Origin of the sequence: Streptomyces sp. NPDC048584 (genome assembly GCF_043199595.1) — a bacterium.
Lineage (GTDB): Bacteria > Actinomycetota > Actinomycetes > Streptomycetales > Streptomycetaceae > Streptomyces > Streptomyces edwardsiae.
Genome location: NZ_JBICWF010000002.1, coordinates 369,891 through 383,961, shown reverse-complemented (window position 1 = coordinate 383,961; position 14,071 = coordinate 369,891). Strand labels below are relative to the sequence as shown.

12 protein-coding genes are annotated in these 14,071 nt (G+C 71.7%); 8 read left to right on the top strand and 4 right to left on the bottom strand.

Annotation, left to right across the window (positions count from 1 at the left end; all coding sequences use genetic code 11):
- Positions 1-11 precede the first annotated feature (11 nt).
- On the top strand, positions 12-1,622 hold the full coding sequence (locus ACGFR9_RS05980; RefSeq protein ID WP_393203337.1) for an amidohydrolase family protein: 1,611 nt from the start codon (positions 12-14) through the stop codon (positions 1,620-1,622).
- Between the two features lie 23 nt (positions 1,623-1,645).
- Here ACGFR9_RS05980 and ACGFR9_RS05975 read toward each other — a convergent pair whose 3' ends face one another.
- Positions 1,646-2,578 carry a serine protease gene (locus ACGFR9_RS05975; protein ID WP_393203335.1) on the bottom strand — a complete coding sequence of 311 codons (933 nt, stop codon included), beginning with the start codon at positions 2,576-2,578 and terminating at the stop codon, positions 1,646-1,648.
- A 304-nt stretch (positions 2,579-2,882) separates the two neighbouring features.
- On the opposite strand from ACGFR9_RS05975, the gene ACGFR9_RS05970 reads away from it, so the two are divergent.
- Together ACGFR9_RS05970 and ACGFR9_RS05965 are read left to right on the top strand one after the other, a co-directional pair.
- The gene (locus ACGFR9_RS05970) at positions 2,883-4,094 is read left to right on the top strand and encodes a pyridoxal phosphate-dependent aminotransferase (RefSeq protein WP_393203333.1); all 1,212 of its coding nucleotides are present in this window, start codon (positions 2,883-2,885) and stop codon (positions 4,092-4,094) included.
- A gap of 91 nt (positions 4,095-4,185) precedes the next feature.
- On the top strand, positions 4,186-4,608 hold the full coding sequence (locus tag ACGFR9_RS05965) for a hypothetical protein (RefSeq protein WP_393203331.1): 423 nt from the start codon (positions 4,186-4,188) through the stop codon (positions 4,606-4,608).
- Between the two features lie 279 nt (positions 4,609-4,887).
- Here the strand turns inward: ACGFR9_RS05965 and ACGFR9_RS05960 are convergent, their stop codons facing one another.
- Positions 4,888-5,064, bottom strand: coding sequence for a hypothetical protein (locus tag ACGFR9_RS05960; protein WP_393203329.1), 177 nt, complete (start codon positions 5,062-5,064; stop codon positions 4,888-4,890).
- A gap of 126 nt (positions 5,065-5,190) precedes the next feature.
- Between ACGFR9_RS05960 and ACGFR9_RS05955 the strand changes: the two genes are divergently transcribed.
- From ACGFR9_RS05955 to ACGFR9_RS05945, 3 genes are all read left to right on the top strand, one after another.
- A complete protein-coding gene (locus ACGFR9_RS05955; protein WP_393203327.1) occupies positions 5,191-6,549 on the top strand; it encodes an SMI1/KNR4 family protein in 1,359 nt (452 codons plus the stop codon).
- Between the two features lie 205 nt (positions 6,550-6,754).
- Positions 6,755-7,186 carry a hypothetical protein gene (locus ACGFR9_RS05950; protein WP_393203325.1) on the top strand — a complete coding sequence of 144 codons (432 nt, stop codon included), beginning with the start codon at positions 6,755-6,757 and terminating at the stop codon, positions 7,184-7,186.
- Positions 7,187-7,567 carry a helix-turn-helix transcriptional regulator gene (locus tag ACGFR9_RS05945; RefSeq protein ID WP_393203323.1) on the top strand — a complete coding sequence of 127 codons (381 nt, stop codon included), beginning with the start codon at positions 7,187-7,189 and terminating at the stop codon, positions 7,565-7,567. It abuts the gene before it with no gap.
- Between the two features lie 482 nt (positions 7,568-8,049).
- Here the strand turns inward: ACGFR9_RS05945 and ACGFR9_RS05940 are convergent, their stop codons facing one another.
- Positions 8,050-9,870, bottom strand: a complete 1,821-nt coding sequence (locus tag ACGFR9_RS05940; protein ID WP_393203321.1) for a phosphoenolpyruvate carboxykinase (GTP) — start codon at positions 9,868-9,870, stop codon at positions 8,050-8,052.
- A gap of 327 nt (positions 9,871-10,197) precedes the next feature.
- Between ACGFR9_RS05940 and ACGFR9_RS05935 the strand changes: the two genes are divergently transcribed.
- Together ACGFR9_RS05935 and ACGFR9_RS05930 are read left to right on the top strand one after the other, a co-directional pair.
- Positions 10,198-10,896 (top strand): hemolysin III family protein, encoded by a 699-nt coding sequence (locus ACGFR9_RS05935; RefSeq protein WP_393203319.1) that lies wholly within the window; start codon positions 10,198-10,200, stop codon positions 10,894-10,896.
- Positions 10,897-10,945: 49 nt separating this feature from the next.
- Positions 10,946-11,677 carry a Mut7-C RNAse domain-containing protein gene (locus ACGFR9_RS05930; protein ID WP_393203317.1) on the top strand — a complete coding sequence of 244 codons (732 nt, stop codon included), beginning with the start codon at positions 10,946-10,948 and terminating at the stop codon, positions 11,675-11,677.
- A gap of 148 nt (positions 11,678-11,825) precedes the next feature.
- Here the strand turns inward: ACGFR9_RS05930 and ACGFR9_RS05925 are convergent, their stop codons facing one another.
- On the bottom strand, positions 11,826-13,856 hold the full coding sequence (locus tag ACGFR9_RS05925; RefSeq protein ID WP_393203315.1) for a thioredoxin domain-containing protein: 2,031 nt from the start codon (positions 13,854-13,856) through the stop codon (positions 11,826-11,828).
- Positions 13,857-14,071: the final 215 nt, after the last annotated feature.

Genomic DNA, 14,071 nt, shown 5'->3' with positions numbered 1-14,071 from the left:
GAGGCCGGCGCATGGAAGAGCTCGTCATCCGGGACGCGGACGTCGTGGACGGCTCCGGCGACCACGCGTACCGCGCGGACGTGGTGGTGGACGGCGGCCGTATCGTCTCCATCGTGAAGGAGGCGGCGGACGCGGGCTGTCAGCGCCCGAAGGCCCGCCGTGAACTGGACGCCGAGGGGCTGGTGCTGGCCCCCGGCTTCATCGACATGCACGCCCACAGCGATCTGGCGCTGCTGCGCGACCCCGACCACAGCGCCAAGGCCGCGCAGGGTGTCACCCTCGAGGTCCTGGGCCAGGACGGGCTGTCGTACGCCCCGGTCGACGACCGCACGCTCGGCGAGGTGCGCCGGGCGATCGCCGGGTGGAACGGCTCCGGGGACGACATCGACTTCGACTGGCGGTCGGTGGGCGAGTATCTGGACCGGCTGGACCGGGGTATCGCCGTCAACGCGGCGTATCTGATCCCGCAGGGCACGGTCCGCGCGCTCGCCGTCGGCTGGGAGGACCGCGAGGCCACGCCCGAAGAGCTGGACCGGATGCGGCGGCTGGTCGCGGAGGGCATGGAACAGGGCGCGGTCGGCATGTCGTCGGGACTGACGTACACGCCCGGCATGTACGCCAAGGACGCCGAACTCACCGAACTGTGCCGGGTGGTGGCGTCCTACGGCGGCTACTACTGCCCGCACCACCGCTCCTACGGCGCCGGCGCGCTGGAGGCGTACGAGGAGATGGTGGCGCTGACCCGGGAGGCGGACTGCCCGCTGCACCTGGCGCACGCCACCATGAACTTCGGTGTGAACAAGGGCCGGGCGCCCGAGCTGCTGGCCCTTCTCGACGACGCGCTCGACTCCGGGGCCGACATCACCCTCGACACCTACCCGTACACCCCCGGCTGCACCACTCTCGTGGCGCTGCTGCCGAGTTGGGCGAGCGAGGGCGGTCCCGAGGAGATCCTGCGGCGGCTCGCGGACGACGCGGCGGCCGAGCGGATCCGGCACCATCTGGAGGTCACCGGCTCGGACGGCTGCCATGGTGTGCCCGTGGAGTGGGAGACCATCGAGATCTCGGGTGTCGGCGATCCGGCGCTGGACGAGTACGTGGGCCGTACGGTCCTGGAGTCGGCGCGGACGCGCGGCGAGTCGCCGTGGGTGGTGGCGCGGGAGCTGCTGCTGAAGGACAGGCTCGCCCCGACGATCCTCCAGCACGTCGGCCATGAGGAGAACGTACGGGCGATCATGCGGCACCGGGTGCACACCGGCGGCTCGGACGGCATCCTTCAGGGCGCCAAACCGCATCCGCGCGCGTACGGCACGTTCCCGCACTATCTCGGTCACTATGTACGGGAGTTGGGGGTGCTGTCGCTGGAGGAGTGCGTCGCGCGACTGACCTCGCGCCCGGCCGCGCGGCTGCGGCTGGCGGACCGGGGACTGATCCGCGAGGGCTACAAGGCGGACCTGGTGCTGTTCGACCCGGGGACGGTGGCCGCGGGGTCGACCTTCGACGAGCCCCGGACGCTGCCGACGGGCATCCCGCATGTGCTGGTCGACGGGCGGTTCGTGATCGAGGACGGACGGCGCACGGACGTGCTCGCGGGCCGGGCGGTCCGCAGGACTCCCCGCTGACCGCCCGGACCCTTCACGGCGTGCTACGGCTTGGGGATCACGCAGCCGCTCGCGCTCAGGTCGAGCTTGTTGTCGACGCCGAAGCAGGCGGGGAACAGATAGGTCTGCTGGGCGTAGTTGATGCCCTGGCGGACCGTGACCTGCCCGTTCTCGTCGACCTCGCACGGATTGTTGACGGTGCAGCGCTCGCCGTCCTCGTTGCCGGTGTTGTTGACGGCGACCACCTGGCCGGTGGCGCCGTCGACGACCGGTGAGCCGGAGGTGCCGCCGATGGTGTTGCAGGCGGAGGTGTAACGGACCGAGTCCTTCCAGGTCCAGTTCCCCTCCTTCATGCGGTACGCGAAGCCGTCGACGGAGCAGTTGTAGACGCGCTTCCAGTAGCCGGACACCACGCTGATGGCCGTACCCGCCGCCGGGCGGGTGCCGCTCAGCTTCAGCGCGTCGATGCCGTACGCGCTCCGGATCTGCGCGTAGGTCGTGCCGAGCCGGTAGATCGCGGCGTCCGTGTCGGTCATGGTCGCGTAGACGAGCCGGTCGGCGCGCAGGGTGGCGACCTTGGAACCGGAGGCGTTCAGCAGCCCGAAGGTGCGGCTGGACGCCCGGTCGACGAGGACCTGGCCGGGCGCGGGGAAGCCGCTCTCCAGGCAGTGGCCGTTGGTGAGGACGAGCGCCGGGTCGTCGTCCGCCGAGCCGGGCATGCGGACGACGGAACCGGAGCAGTTGCTGAGCGAGACGGTGCCGGCGAAGTTCACCGCGCCCTCCCTGGGCGCGGTGAGTCCGGACAGGGCGTCCGCCGCGGTCCCGGCCACGCCGTCGACGACATCCGTCAGCGTGGCCGGGGCCGTGTCCGTGGCCGTGTCCGCGCCCGTGGGGGTTGGCGCGGAAGCGACCGCGGGGGTCGCGCCCGCCCCGGCGAAGGCCAGGGCACAGAGCGCGACGACGAGAGGTTTTCTCATGGGGGTCCCCTCTTGCGGCGTCGGGGCCGGAAGGTCTCCCGCCCCCGACGTACGAGTTGTCATGCGCATTGTCAGCATGCGGACGACAAGGGGACAAGGCTTTGTTTCCGACCGGTAACCCGAGCCCTCAGACTCGCCCGAACCTGCGGAGAAAGAGGGTGGTGGGGAGGGGAGGGACGGTGTGGACGTGATGGAGGCGCACGGCACCGCGCAGGGCCGTCACCGACATAACCACCCGAATCGACGCGTCTCACGTGGCGGAAAACACGGCCCGGAGTGCCATACCGGGCCGTAAGCTCCCAGCATGCAGGTGATCCAGTCGACCAAGCTCGCCAACGTCTGTTACGAGATCCGGGGCCCCGTGCTCGAGGAGGCGATGCGGCTGGAAGCGGCCGGTCACCGCATCCTCAAGCTGAACACCGGCAACCCGGCGGCCTTCGGCTTCGAGTGCCCGCCCGAGATCCTCGAGGACATACTGCGCAACGTGTCGACGGCGCACGGCTACGGGGACGCGAAGGGCCTCCTCGCCGCGCGCCGGGCGGTCGTCATGCACAACCAGACGCTCGGCATCGAGACCGACGTCGAGAACGTCTTCATCGGCAACGGCGTCTCCGAGCTGATCGTGATGGCGATGCAGGGCCTGCTGGACGACGGCGACGAGGTCCTCGTCCCCGCGCCCGACTACCCGCTGTGGACGGCGGCCGTCTCGCTCTCCGGCGGTACGGCGGTGCACTACCGCTGCGACGAGCAGTCCGACTGGATGCCGGACCTCGCCGACGTGGAGCGCAAGGTCACCGACCGCACCAAGGCGATCGTCATCATCAACCCGAACAACCCGACCGGCGCCGTCTACGACGAGGCGGTCGTCAAGGGTCTGACGGACATCGCCCGCCGCCACAACCTGCTGGTCTGCTCCGACGAGATCTACGACAAGATCCTCTACGACGACGCGAAGCACATCCCGACCGCCTCCGTCGCCCCCGATCTGCTCACCCTCACCTTCAACGGCATGTCGAAGGCGTACCGGGTGGCCGGCTACCGGGTGGGCTGGATGGCGATCTCGGGGCCGCGCGCCCACGCCGACTCCTACATCGAGGGCCTCACCATCCTGGCGAACATGCGCCTGTGCGCGAACATGCCGGGCCAGCACGGCGTGGTCGCCGCGCTCAGCGGCCGCCAGACGATCAACGAACTCGTCCTCCCGGGCGGGCGGCTGCGCCAACAGCGGGACACGGCGTACGAACTGCTGACCCAGATCCCGGGGGTGAGCTGTGTGAAGCCGAAGGGCGCGCTGTATCTGTTCCCGCGCCTCGACCCGGACGTCTTCAAGATCAAGGACGACCGGCGGATGGTGCTGGACCTGCTGCGCCGCGAGAAGATCATGGTCGTGCAGGGCACCGGCTTCAACTGGCCGGAGCCGGACCACTTCCGCGTCGTGACGCTCCCGTCGGTCACCGATCTGCAGGACGCGGTCGGACGGATCGCCCGCTTCCTGGACGGCTACAGCCAGCCCTGAAACCTTCGCGGGGCGGCGATTCCACGAACGACTCAACTTTAGACAGGTTCTAAGCTAAGATGGTTTCCTGTTGCATTACAGGAGGCCATCCATGTACGAACCGATCCGTGCCAAGTCGGTCCACAGCACGATGGCCGGCACCCCCGACGACTTCCCCCGCCGGTCCCGCGAGGAAGAGCTGGACATCCAGCTCGCGGGTCATCTCGGCGCGCTGCTCGCCGTCACGGACGAGCTGCGCGTGGCGGCACCCTCGGCCGATCTGGACACCGCCGCCGAGCGGCTCGCCGAGGAGATCACCCGGCTGCGGGGAGGACGTACGCCGGCCCGCGCGTCGGCGACCACGAAGGGCCGCGCGCCGAACGCGGCGGCCCTGCACCGACGGGCCCACGCGCTCGCCGGCCGCGCCCTGGTCGTCGCCGCCTCCCGCGCCGACACGGCGGCGGCGATCCTGTCCGCCGAGCGGATGGACGCGCACACCGCCGCGCTGAAGCCGCGCCCGCTCACCTCCCACTGAGCCCACCCGGGCTCCCCCCGACGGCCCCGGCCCGCGCGCAACCGCAGCGACGCGCGGTCCGGGCGCCATCTCCTCCGGCGCGGCTCGGCTTTTGCGGCGCGGGTGAGCATCCGAGCGCCCGCTCAGGGTCCCTGTGCCTGCCTGGTACTCCGAGCGCCGCTCGGCTCTCAGCCGCCCGCTCTCCCGAAGGGACCGCGGCGCCGCCCGGCCTTCCCGGTGCCGCCCTGCCCGGAGGCATTCGCTCAGCCGATGAGCGGCGTGACGGTTCCCGGCGCCGGCTCAGCCGAGAAGGACCGTGAAGGCCACGAACGCCAGCAGTATCGCGAGGATGATCGCCCACACGGGCCAGGTTCCGCGGGCGTCCGGATCCTCCGGACCGCCGCCGCGTGGGCGGTCCTCCTCCAGGTACGGGTGTTCCGGCCGGTCACGCGAGTAGAAGTCTCCGCCGTCGGCCATGGCGCATCCCTCCTTCGCACAGCTCTCGCCCACCGGGTACCCACGCCCGCGCGGACCGCACACGGTGTCAGTGGCGGCTCCTAGGATCGCGTCTCTGACAGTGACCCGACCGAGCGGAGAGCGCCGTTGTCCTCGATACATGACCTCACGACCTGGGAGCCGCTGCTGCGGCTGGTGCGGGACGCGCACGCGGAGCGGCTTGCCGTGCCGGGTGGCCACTTCACGGGCCAGATCGGTCTCGGCGGCTTCACCCTGCCCGCGTCACAGCCGCGCCCGGCACCCGGGCGGGCCCTCCAGGTGACGGACATGCAGGACCAGTTCACCGCCGTGGAGCGGGTGCAGGCCGCCCTCCGCGCCGGCGGCATGGACAACGTGTCGTACGTGGTCGAGACGGCCCCGGACGGGAGGACGCGGCTCCATGTCATCGACCCGGGGCCCGCCGTGGAGTACGGCATCACCAGCCCGTTCGTGGGATCCCTGGTCCTGGTCGAGGGCGCCGTACCCGAACCCTGGCGGCGGCTGCCCGAGCCGGTCCCGGGCGCCGTGCCGGCCCCGTCGGCGGACCCGGCGCTGCTGGAGCGGACCCTTCGTGAGCGGCTGCCCGACGCGATCGGCGCCACCGAGGAGGAGCTCTCCGAAGCGGAGGCGCGCCTCGGGGTGGCGCTGCCCGAAGAACTCAAGGCGCTCTACCGCGTCACCCACGCGCGGTGGCAGGACTGGAGCGGCGACCACGCGGCGCGGGAACGCGTCAGCGACGCCGTCGGCTGTGAGCTCTTCCCCCTGGACGGGCTGTACATCGCCGACGCCCGGTCCCGTCCCGCTCCCTGGCGGTTCGCCGCGACGGACGCCGCCGTCACCGCCCCGGACGCCGCCGTACAGGGCCTTGTCGGCTCACCCGGCTGGATCGCCTTCGGCGACAACGGCGGCGGCGACCGGCTGGCCGTCGACCTGACACCGGGCCCGGCCGGGCACACCGGGCAGGTCGTCGTGATCGACCACGAGCAGACCATCGGCGCCGGACTGCGCGCCGACTCCCTCACCAGGATGGTGCTCGACCGCCCCAGCGGCTGGCACCGGGACCCCGACGGAGACGTCCCGCCGGTGGTGGCCGGGGTGAACATCGGCGAGCCGGGCGGTGTGGCGGCCGCCGCCCGTCCCGAGCTGGAGGTACTCCGCGTCGGCGGATGGCAGGGCACCCCGGTCGGCCTCGCCCCGCTCGCCGGGCTCCCCCGCCTGCGCACCCTCACCGCCGACGCGGGCACGCTGGCCGACCCTCTGGAGATCGCGAGGCTGACGGCTCTGGAGTACCTGAGCCTCGCCCCCGAGGACTGGCGCGCCCTGCTCGACGCGAACGCCGTCCCCCGGAACCTGCTGGCGGCGGGCATCGAACTCCGGGGCGAGCAGCCCCCGCTCCCGGTCCTCGACCTCGCCGACGAACTCCTCGCCCTCTGGAACCGCCCGCTGATCACCCGGACCGTCCTGTGAGCGAAGACGGACTGGAGGAGGAGTGGTCACAGCCGCCCGAGTACGAGTTCGGGATCGGCACCGAGCCGCTGGACCGCCCGGCCCGGAACTCGGTGGGCGGATGGCCGTACTTCGACGACGACCAGGAGCCGGGCCGCCCGCGCTTGTACGTTCGTGTCCGGTTCGCGGGGGTCCCGGCAAGGGGCGCGAAGCCTACGATGCGCGCATGGCCGGGGACCGGCAGGTACATCGGTGCGACGACGACGTCCTGCTCGCCGATGTGCGCTGCGGCAGTACGGCGCGCGGCTGGTCGCCGGTGCGGCCGGCCCCGGTGTTCGGCCTGGTGCTGCTCCGGGACGGGGTGCTGCGCGGCCGGGTCGACGGTGTCGAGTACGTGCTGGACGCCGCGACCGTCTACGTCGAACGGCTCGGCGCGGAGCAGCAGTTCGCTCATCCGCTGGGGCCGGACGCGTTCACCGGGATCGTGCTGTCCGAGCCCCGGGTCGCCCAGCTGCTGGGCGGTGATCCCACGGTCCCGGAGGGCGTCGTCATGGTGACGCCGGAGCTGGCGCTCGCGCACCGGCTGCTGCTCTCCCGTGCCCACCGGGGCGGCGACGCCTTCGAACTCGGCGAGCACACGGCCAGGTTGGCGGCCTAGGTGTTCGTGCGGCTCGCCCCGGCCCGCGTCGACTCCGGCCGGCCCCGGTCCGCGGCCGCCCGACGGCGCCTCATCGACGACGCCCGTGCCGCACTGGCCGTCGATCCGACGATCGGCCTGGAGGCGCTGGGCCGGGCCGTGGGCGCGTCACCCCACCATCTGAGCCGGGCCTTCTCGACGGTCACCGGCGTCACGCTGTCCACCCATCGCGAACGGCTGCGCCTGGCCCGCGCCCTGGACCGCCTGGGCGAGGGCGAACGTGATCTGGCGGGCCTGGCGCGTGAACTCGGCTACGCCGACCAGTCCCACATGACCCACGCCCTGCACCGCACGACCGGGCTCCCGCCCGGCCGCCTCCGCACCCTCCTGACCTCCCCGTGACACCGAACACCTCTCCGGCTTGAGGGAGATGCCGGAGCGCCATGGCGATACGGCCGCCCGCGAAAGCCCCTCCGCCGGGCACCCTGAACAGGTGCGGCTTCCGCCCGCCGCCGCGCCCTGCGAGCGTGGACGGGCCGGACGCCCCGGGGCGGTGCCGGCAGAGCGACCCCTGGTGGCGGCCCCGAGCGACACGGAGTCCCGCCGTCGGGAGACCCACACCCGGTATCTGGAGGAGCGGGGCGGGGCGGACGGGCCCGGCGCCTGACGCGGTCCGTGGCGCGGGGCGTTCGGAGACATGGGCGAGGGCCCGCCGCCGGTCCCTTCGCCGGGGCGGGCGGAGGGAGTGGCGGCGGGCCCCATGACACCGCACGCCGTTGTGCGGGTCTCGCCGGTGTGTTCCGCGGCCGGCCGTGGCGTGACGATCGCTGGTCAGGGCATCCTCAAACCGAGAAACCGACCGGCCGCGGGGTCTTGGGCGGGCCTCAGCCCAGGCGCCGCACCAGCGCCCGGTACTCGTCCCACAGTTCCTCGGGCGTGTGCTCACCGAAGGTGTTGAGGTGGTCGGGGACCAGGGCGGCCTCCTCGCGCCAGACCTCCTTGTCGACGCTGAGCAGGAAGTCCAGGTCGGCGTCGGAGAGGTCCAGGCCGGCGGTGTCCAGTGCGGCCTTGGCCGGGAGCACGCCGATCGGGGTCTCGACACCCTCCGCCGTGCCGTTCAGGCGCTCCACGATCCACTTCAGGACGCGGGAGTTCTCACCGAAGCCGGGCCAGACGAACTCGCCGTCCTCGTTCTTGCGGAACCAGTTGACGTAGTAGATCTTCGGCAGCTTCGACTGGTCCTTGCCCTTGGCCACGTCGACCCAGTGCGCCATGTAGTCGCCCATGTTGTAGCCGCAGAAGGGCAGCATGGCGAACGGGTCGCGGCGCAGCTCGCCGACCTTCCCCTCGGCGGCGGCGGTCTTCTCGGAGGCCACGTTGGCGCCGAGGAAGACGCCGTGGTTCCAGTCGAAGGACTCCGTGACCAGCGGTACGGCGCTGGCGCGGCGGCCGCCGAAGAGGATCGCGGAGATCGGCACACCCTTGGGGTCCTCCCACTCCGGCGCGATGATCGGGCACTGCGCGGCGGGGGTGGTGAAGCGGGCGTTGGGGTGCGCGGCGGGCGCGGTGGACTCGGGGGTCCAGTCGTTGCCCTTCCAGTCGGTGAGGTGGGCCGGGGTCTCCTCGGTCATGCCCTCCCACCACACGTCGTTGTCGTCGGTGAGGGCGACGTTGGTGAAGACTGAGTTGCCCCACAGGGTCTTCATCGCGTTGGCGTTGGTGTGCTCGCCGGTGCCGGGGGCGACGCCGAAGAAGCCGGCCTCCGGGTTGATGGCGTACAGGCGGCCGTCCTCGCCGAAGCGCATCCAGGCGATGTCGTCTCCGATCGTCTCGACCGTCCAGCCGGAGATCGTGGGCTCCAGCATGGCGAGGTTGGTCTTGCCGCAGGCCGACGGGAAGGCGGCGGCGACGTACTTGGACTCACCGGTGGGCGGCGTGAGCTTCAGGATGAGCATGTGCTCGGCCAGCCAGCCCTCGTCGCGGGCCATGACGGACGCGATGCGCAGGGCGTAGCACTTCTTGCCGAGCAGGGCGTTGCCGCCGTAGCCGGAGCCGTAGGACCAGATCTCGCGGTCCTCGGGGAAGTGCGAGATGTACTTCGTGCTGTTGCAGGGCCAGGGAACGTCCTCCTGGCCGGGCTCCAGCGGGGCGCCGACCGAGTGCACGGCCTTGACGAAGAAGCCGTCGTCGCCGAGCTCGTCCAGGACGGGCTGTCCCATACGGGTCATGGTGCGCATGGAGACGGCGACATACGCCGAGTCGGTGATCTCGACGCCGATGGCGGACAGCGGAGAACCGAGCGGGCCCATGCAGAAGGGCACGACGTACAGGGTGCGGCCCTTCATCGAGCCGCGGAAGACGCCCTGCTCGCCCCGGAAGACGTCCCGCATCTCGGCGGGGGCCTTCCAGTGGTTCGTGGGGCCGGCGTCCTCCTCCTTCTCGGAGCAGATGAAGGTCCGGTCCTCGACGCGGGCGACGTCGGTGGGGTCGGAGGCCGCGTAGTAGGAGTTCGGGCGCTTGATCGGGTCGAGCTTGCGGAAGGTGCCCTTGGCGACGAGCTCCTCGCACAGGCGCTCGTACTCGGCCTCCGAGCCGTCGCACCAGACCACCCGGTCCGGCTGCGTCAGGTCTGCGATCTCGTCGACCCAGGAGATCAGTCCCTGGTGGGTGGTGGGGACGCCGGGTTCCGCGATGTCGCGCGCCACGATTGCTCCTAAATGAGGGTTTTTTGTTGGGAGGCCCCGTGGGGGCTGCGACCCGGATGCTGCACGGTGGTGCGCTGCGCGCTCATCCGGTGTCGACCGCACTCATTTGATCATCCGACGGGAGCGCCCATCTGTCCAGAGGGCCGCACAAGTGAGCAACGTGACGATGACCACGGTTTCTCGGGACACTTTGCGCGCACGTTGGGGTCACCTTGCGATTTCTTTGCGTGACAACGCGGAGGGGTGGCGTGAGATGATGGCCACTTCGTGCTGGTCAATTCGACGGCCCGACGCGTAACTTACGGTTCCGTAGGTACGATGCGAAGCATGACTGCGCTCGTCCCCGACGCCCCCACGGATCCGCCGGCCGACGGCCCGGTGGAGACCTCCCTGCCGCATCCGGTCAAGCCCAAGCTGCGCGGCTGGCTGCATCTCGGTATGTTCCCCGCCGCCCTGGTCGCCGGGCTGGTGCTGACCGCCTTCGCCGACTCGGCACGCGGGCGTCTGGCCTGCGGGGTCTTCGCCCTGACCGCCTGCCTGCTGTTCGGCGTGAGCGCGCTGTACCACCGGGGCGACTGGAGCCCCCGCATGGACGGGGTGCTGCGCCGCCTCGACCACGCCAACATCTTCCTGATCATCGCGGGCACCTACACACCGCTGACCATCCTGCTGCTGCCGGAGTCCAAGGGGCGGTGGCTGCTGTGGGGCATCTGGGGGGCGGCGGTGGCCGGGATCGCCTTCCGGGTCTTCTGGGTCGGCGCGCCGCGCTGGCTCTACACGCCCTGCTACATCGCGATGGGCTGGGCGGCCGTCTTCTTCCTGCCGGACTTCATGCGCTCGGGCGGCATCGCCGTACTCGTCCTGGTGATCGTGGGCGGTCTGCTCTACAGCGCGGGCGGGATCATCTACGGCATCAAGAAGCCCAACCCGTCACCACGCTGGTTCGGCTTCCACGAGGTCTTCCACTCCCTCACCCTGGCCGCCTTCATCGCCCACTACGTCGGCATCTCCCTGGTGGCCTACTAGCACGCGTGATTCCACGGACCGCGTCCACCCGGCATGGCATCCTGGCCGGGTGAACGGTCCCGAGATCCACGTCGAGTTCGCCACCGAGCTGCTGCTCTTCGTCCCCCGGGCACGGCCCACCGGCGCCACGAAGGCCGCCACCGACGGCGTCTCCACCCTCGGCCATGTCGTCGAGTCCCTCGGCGTCCCGCTCACCGAGGTCGGCACACTGCTCGTGGACGGCCGCGAGGTGCCGGCCGGGCATGTGCCGGCGGCGGGCGAGTCGGTCACGGTACGCGCCGTCGCGCACCCCCAGCGGGTGCCGGGGGCGCCCCTGCGCTTCCTCCTCGACGTCCACCTCGGCACACTGGCCCGTCGGCTGCGGCTGCTGGGCGTGGACACGGCGTACGAGTCCACCGACATCGGCGATCCGGCGCTGGCCGCGCTGTCGGCGGCGGAGCGGCGGGTGATGCTCAGCCGCGACCGGGGGCTGCTGCGGCGGCGTGAGCTGTGGGCGGGCGCGTTCGTGTACAGCACCCGGCCCGAGGAACAACTCACCTACGTGCTGGACCGCTTCCGTCCCGAGCTACGGCCCTGGACCCGGTGCACGGCCTGCAACGGGCTGTTGCGCAAGGTCACCAAGGACGAGGTCGCGGACCAGCTGAAGGGCGGTACGCACCGGTCGTACGACGTGTTCGCCCAGTGCGGTGAGTGCGGGCGGGCCTACTGGAAGGGCGCGCACCATGAGCAACTCGTCGCGATCGTGGAGCGGGCGGTGGCTTCACAGCCTGAGCGGGACTGAGGCGTCGAGGGGGGCCGGCGAGGGGTGACCGAATCCGCCCTGAGGGCAAGCGCCCCCGAGGGGCGCGGGGAACGGCGCGACCAGCCACAACACACCCGCGCATCCCCACGGCGCTACCGTGCCTCAGCCCCGCTCGCGCCGCGGCGATTCAGCCGCCCAGTGCCGTCCGCAGGCGGGCCGGATCGGTCGTCGGGGTGTCGCAGGTGAAGTTGCGGCAGACGTAGGCGGCCGGTTCGCCCCCGACCAGGGGGCGGTCGGCCAGGAGGGGGAACTCGTCGCCTTCCGGGGTACCGGCGGCGACCACCGCGCCGGGCGCGGCACCCAGGAGCGCCGTCCGGTGCAGGGTGGCCGTGGCCGGGTCGTCCAGCGCCGGACCGACCACCGCGATCTCCCGCGGACCGTCCAGTACGGCCTCGGCGACCGCGAGCCCCCACCCGATGAAGCGCGGCACCCGCGGACCGAGCGCCTTCACCACGCCCAGCGCCCGCTCGGCAGCCGTACGGTGCGGCTCGGAACCCGTGTGCGCGGCATAGCTCAGCAGGGCGCCCGCGGCGGCGGTCCAGCCGGACGGGGCCGCGTTGTCGGTCGGGTCCTGCGGGCGCCGGATCAGCCGCTCCGCGTCGGACGCCGTGTCGTACAGGGCACCCGATCCGGCGTCGGCGAAGCGGGCCAGGACATGGTCGAGCAGCAGTCCCGCGAACTCCAGCCACACCCCCTCGCCGGTCACCGACGCGAGCGCCAGGAAGCCCTCGGCGACATCGGCGTAGTCCTCCAGCACGCCCGCGTTCGCGCCGGCCCGGCCGTCCTTGCTGGTACGGGCGATACGGGCCTGGTCGTCCAGGTGCAGCCGGATCAGCAGATCACCGGCGGCTACGGCGGCCTCCGTGAGGTCCGGCCGGCCGAAGTAGGCCCCGGTCTCGGCGAGCGCGGCGATCGCGAGCCCGTTCCAGGCGGCGACCACCTTGTCGTCCCGGCCGGGCGCGGACCGCTCGGAGCGTGCCGCGAGCAGCCGCTCCCGGATGCCGTCGATCCGTCCGGCGTCGAACACCTCGTCGCGCTGGGGGAGCTGCAGCACCGAGGCGCCCTCCTCGAAGGTGCCCTCGGCGGTCACCCCGAAGTAGCGCGCGGCGAGTTCCGCGTCGTCGTCGCCGAGGACCTCACGCAACCGCGCGGGCGTCCACACGTAGTAGGCGCCCTCGACGTGCCGGCCCGTGCCGTCGTCACTGTCGGCGTCCAACGCGGACGCGAACCCGCCCTCGGCGGTGCGCAGTTCGCGGACCATGAAATCCGCGGTCTCCAGCGCGACCCGGCGGGCGAGTCCGGAGCCGGTGGCCCGCCACAGATGGGCGTAGACCCGGCACAGCAGGGCGTTGTCGTACAGCATCTTCTCGAAGTGCGGCACGATCCAGTCCCGGTCGACGGAGTACCGGGCGAAGCCGCCGCCGAGCTGGTCGTAGATCCCGCCGCGCGCCATGCGCTCACAGGTGTCCGCCGCCATCTGCAGGGCGCCCTCCGCGCCCGTGCGGGCGTGGTGCCGCAGCAGGAACTCCAGCACCATGGACGGCGGGAACTTCGGCGCCCCGCCGAACCCGCCGCGCTGCGGGTCGTACTCCCTGGTCAGGCCGAGCAGCGCCTGCGCGAGCTCCTCCTCACCGGGCAGCCGGTCGTCGCCGTAGGACATCTCCCGTCCGGCCAGGTCCCGGGTGATCTTCCCGGCCACCTCGTCGACCTCGCCGCGCCGCTCCCCCCACGCCTGGTGGACGCCCTGGAGCACCTGCCGGAAGGACGGCATGCCGTGCCGGGGCTCGGGCGGGAAGTACGTGCCGAAGTAGAACGGCTCGGCGTCCGGCGTGAGGAACACGGTCATGGGCCAGCCGCCCTGCCCGGTCGCCGCCTGCACGGCCTCCATGTAGACGGCGTCCACGTCGGGCCGCTCCTCACGGTCCACCTTGACGCCGACGAAGTGCGCGTTCATCTCATCGGCGGTGTCCCGGTCCTCGAAGGACTCGTGCGCCATGACATGACACCAGTGGCAGCTCGAGTAACCGACACTCAGCAGCACCGGCACATCCCGCCGCCGCGCCTCGGCGAAGGCCTCCGGCCCCCACTCCCACCAGTCCACCGGGTTATCAGCGTGCTGCAGCAGATAGGGCGACATCGCGCCGGCGAGACGATTCACTCCGCCACCCTACTCATGGCACGGCGTGGACGAGGATTGTCGTGGCCGACGGGGACACGGCGCCCGCCGACTCCGCGACAGCCCTGTCCACCGATCCGGCCCGCTGTTCGACCCGCAGCCGGGAGAGCACCCACTTCAACGTGATCCTCAGAGAGGTCTGAGCACCGCCGCCCACCGGACTTGCGGGGCGTCGGCGCTGATCGCCGCTCGGGCAT

Excerpts from the sequence above, each read along its gene's own strand:
- ACGFR9_RS05980 (WP_393203337.1), top strand. The coding sequence starts at position 12 with ATGGAAGAGCTCGTCATCCGGGACGCGGACGTCGTGGACGGCTCCGGC.
- ACGFR9_RS05970 (WP_393203333.1), top strand. The coding sequence starts at position 2,883 with ATGCAGGTGATCCAGTCGACCAAGCTCGCCAACGTCTGTTACGAGATC.
- ACGFR9_RS05950 (WP_393203325.1), top strand. The coding sequence starts at position 6,755 with ATGGCCGGGGACCGGCAGGTACATCGGTGCGACGACGACGTCCTGCTC.
- ACGFR9_RS05975 (WP_393203335.1), bottom strand. The coding sequence starts at position 2,578 with ATGAGAAAACCTCTCGTCGTCGCGCTCTGTGCCCTGGCCTTCGCCGGG.
- ACGFR9_RS05965 (WP_393203331.1), top strand. The coding sequence starts at position 4,186 with ATGTACGAACCGATCCGTGCCAAGTCGGTCCACAGCACGATGGCCGGC.
- ACGFR9_RS05935 (WP_393203319.1), top strand. The coding sequence starts at position 10,198 with ATGACTGCGCTCGTCCCCGACGCCCCCACGGATCCGCCGGCCGACGGC.
- ACGFR9_RS05960 (WP_393203329.1), bottom strand. The coding sequence starts at position 5,064 with ATGGCCGACGGCGGAGACTTCTACTCGCGTGACCGGCCGGAACACCCG.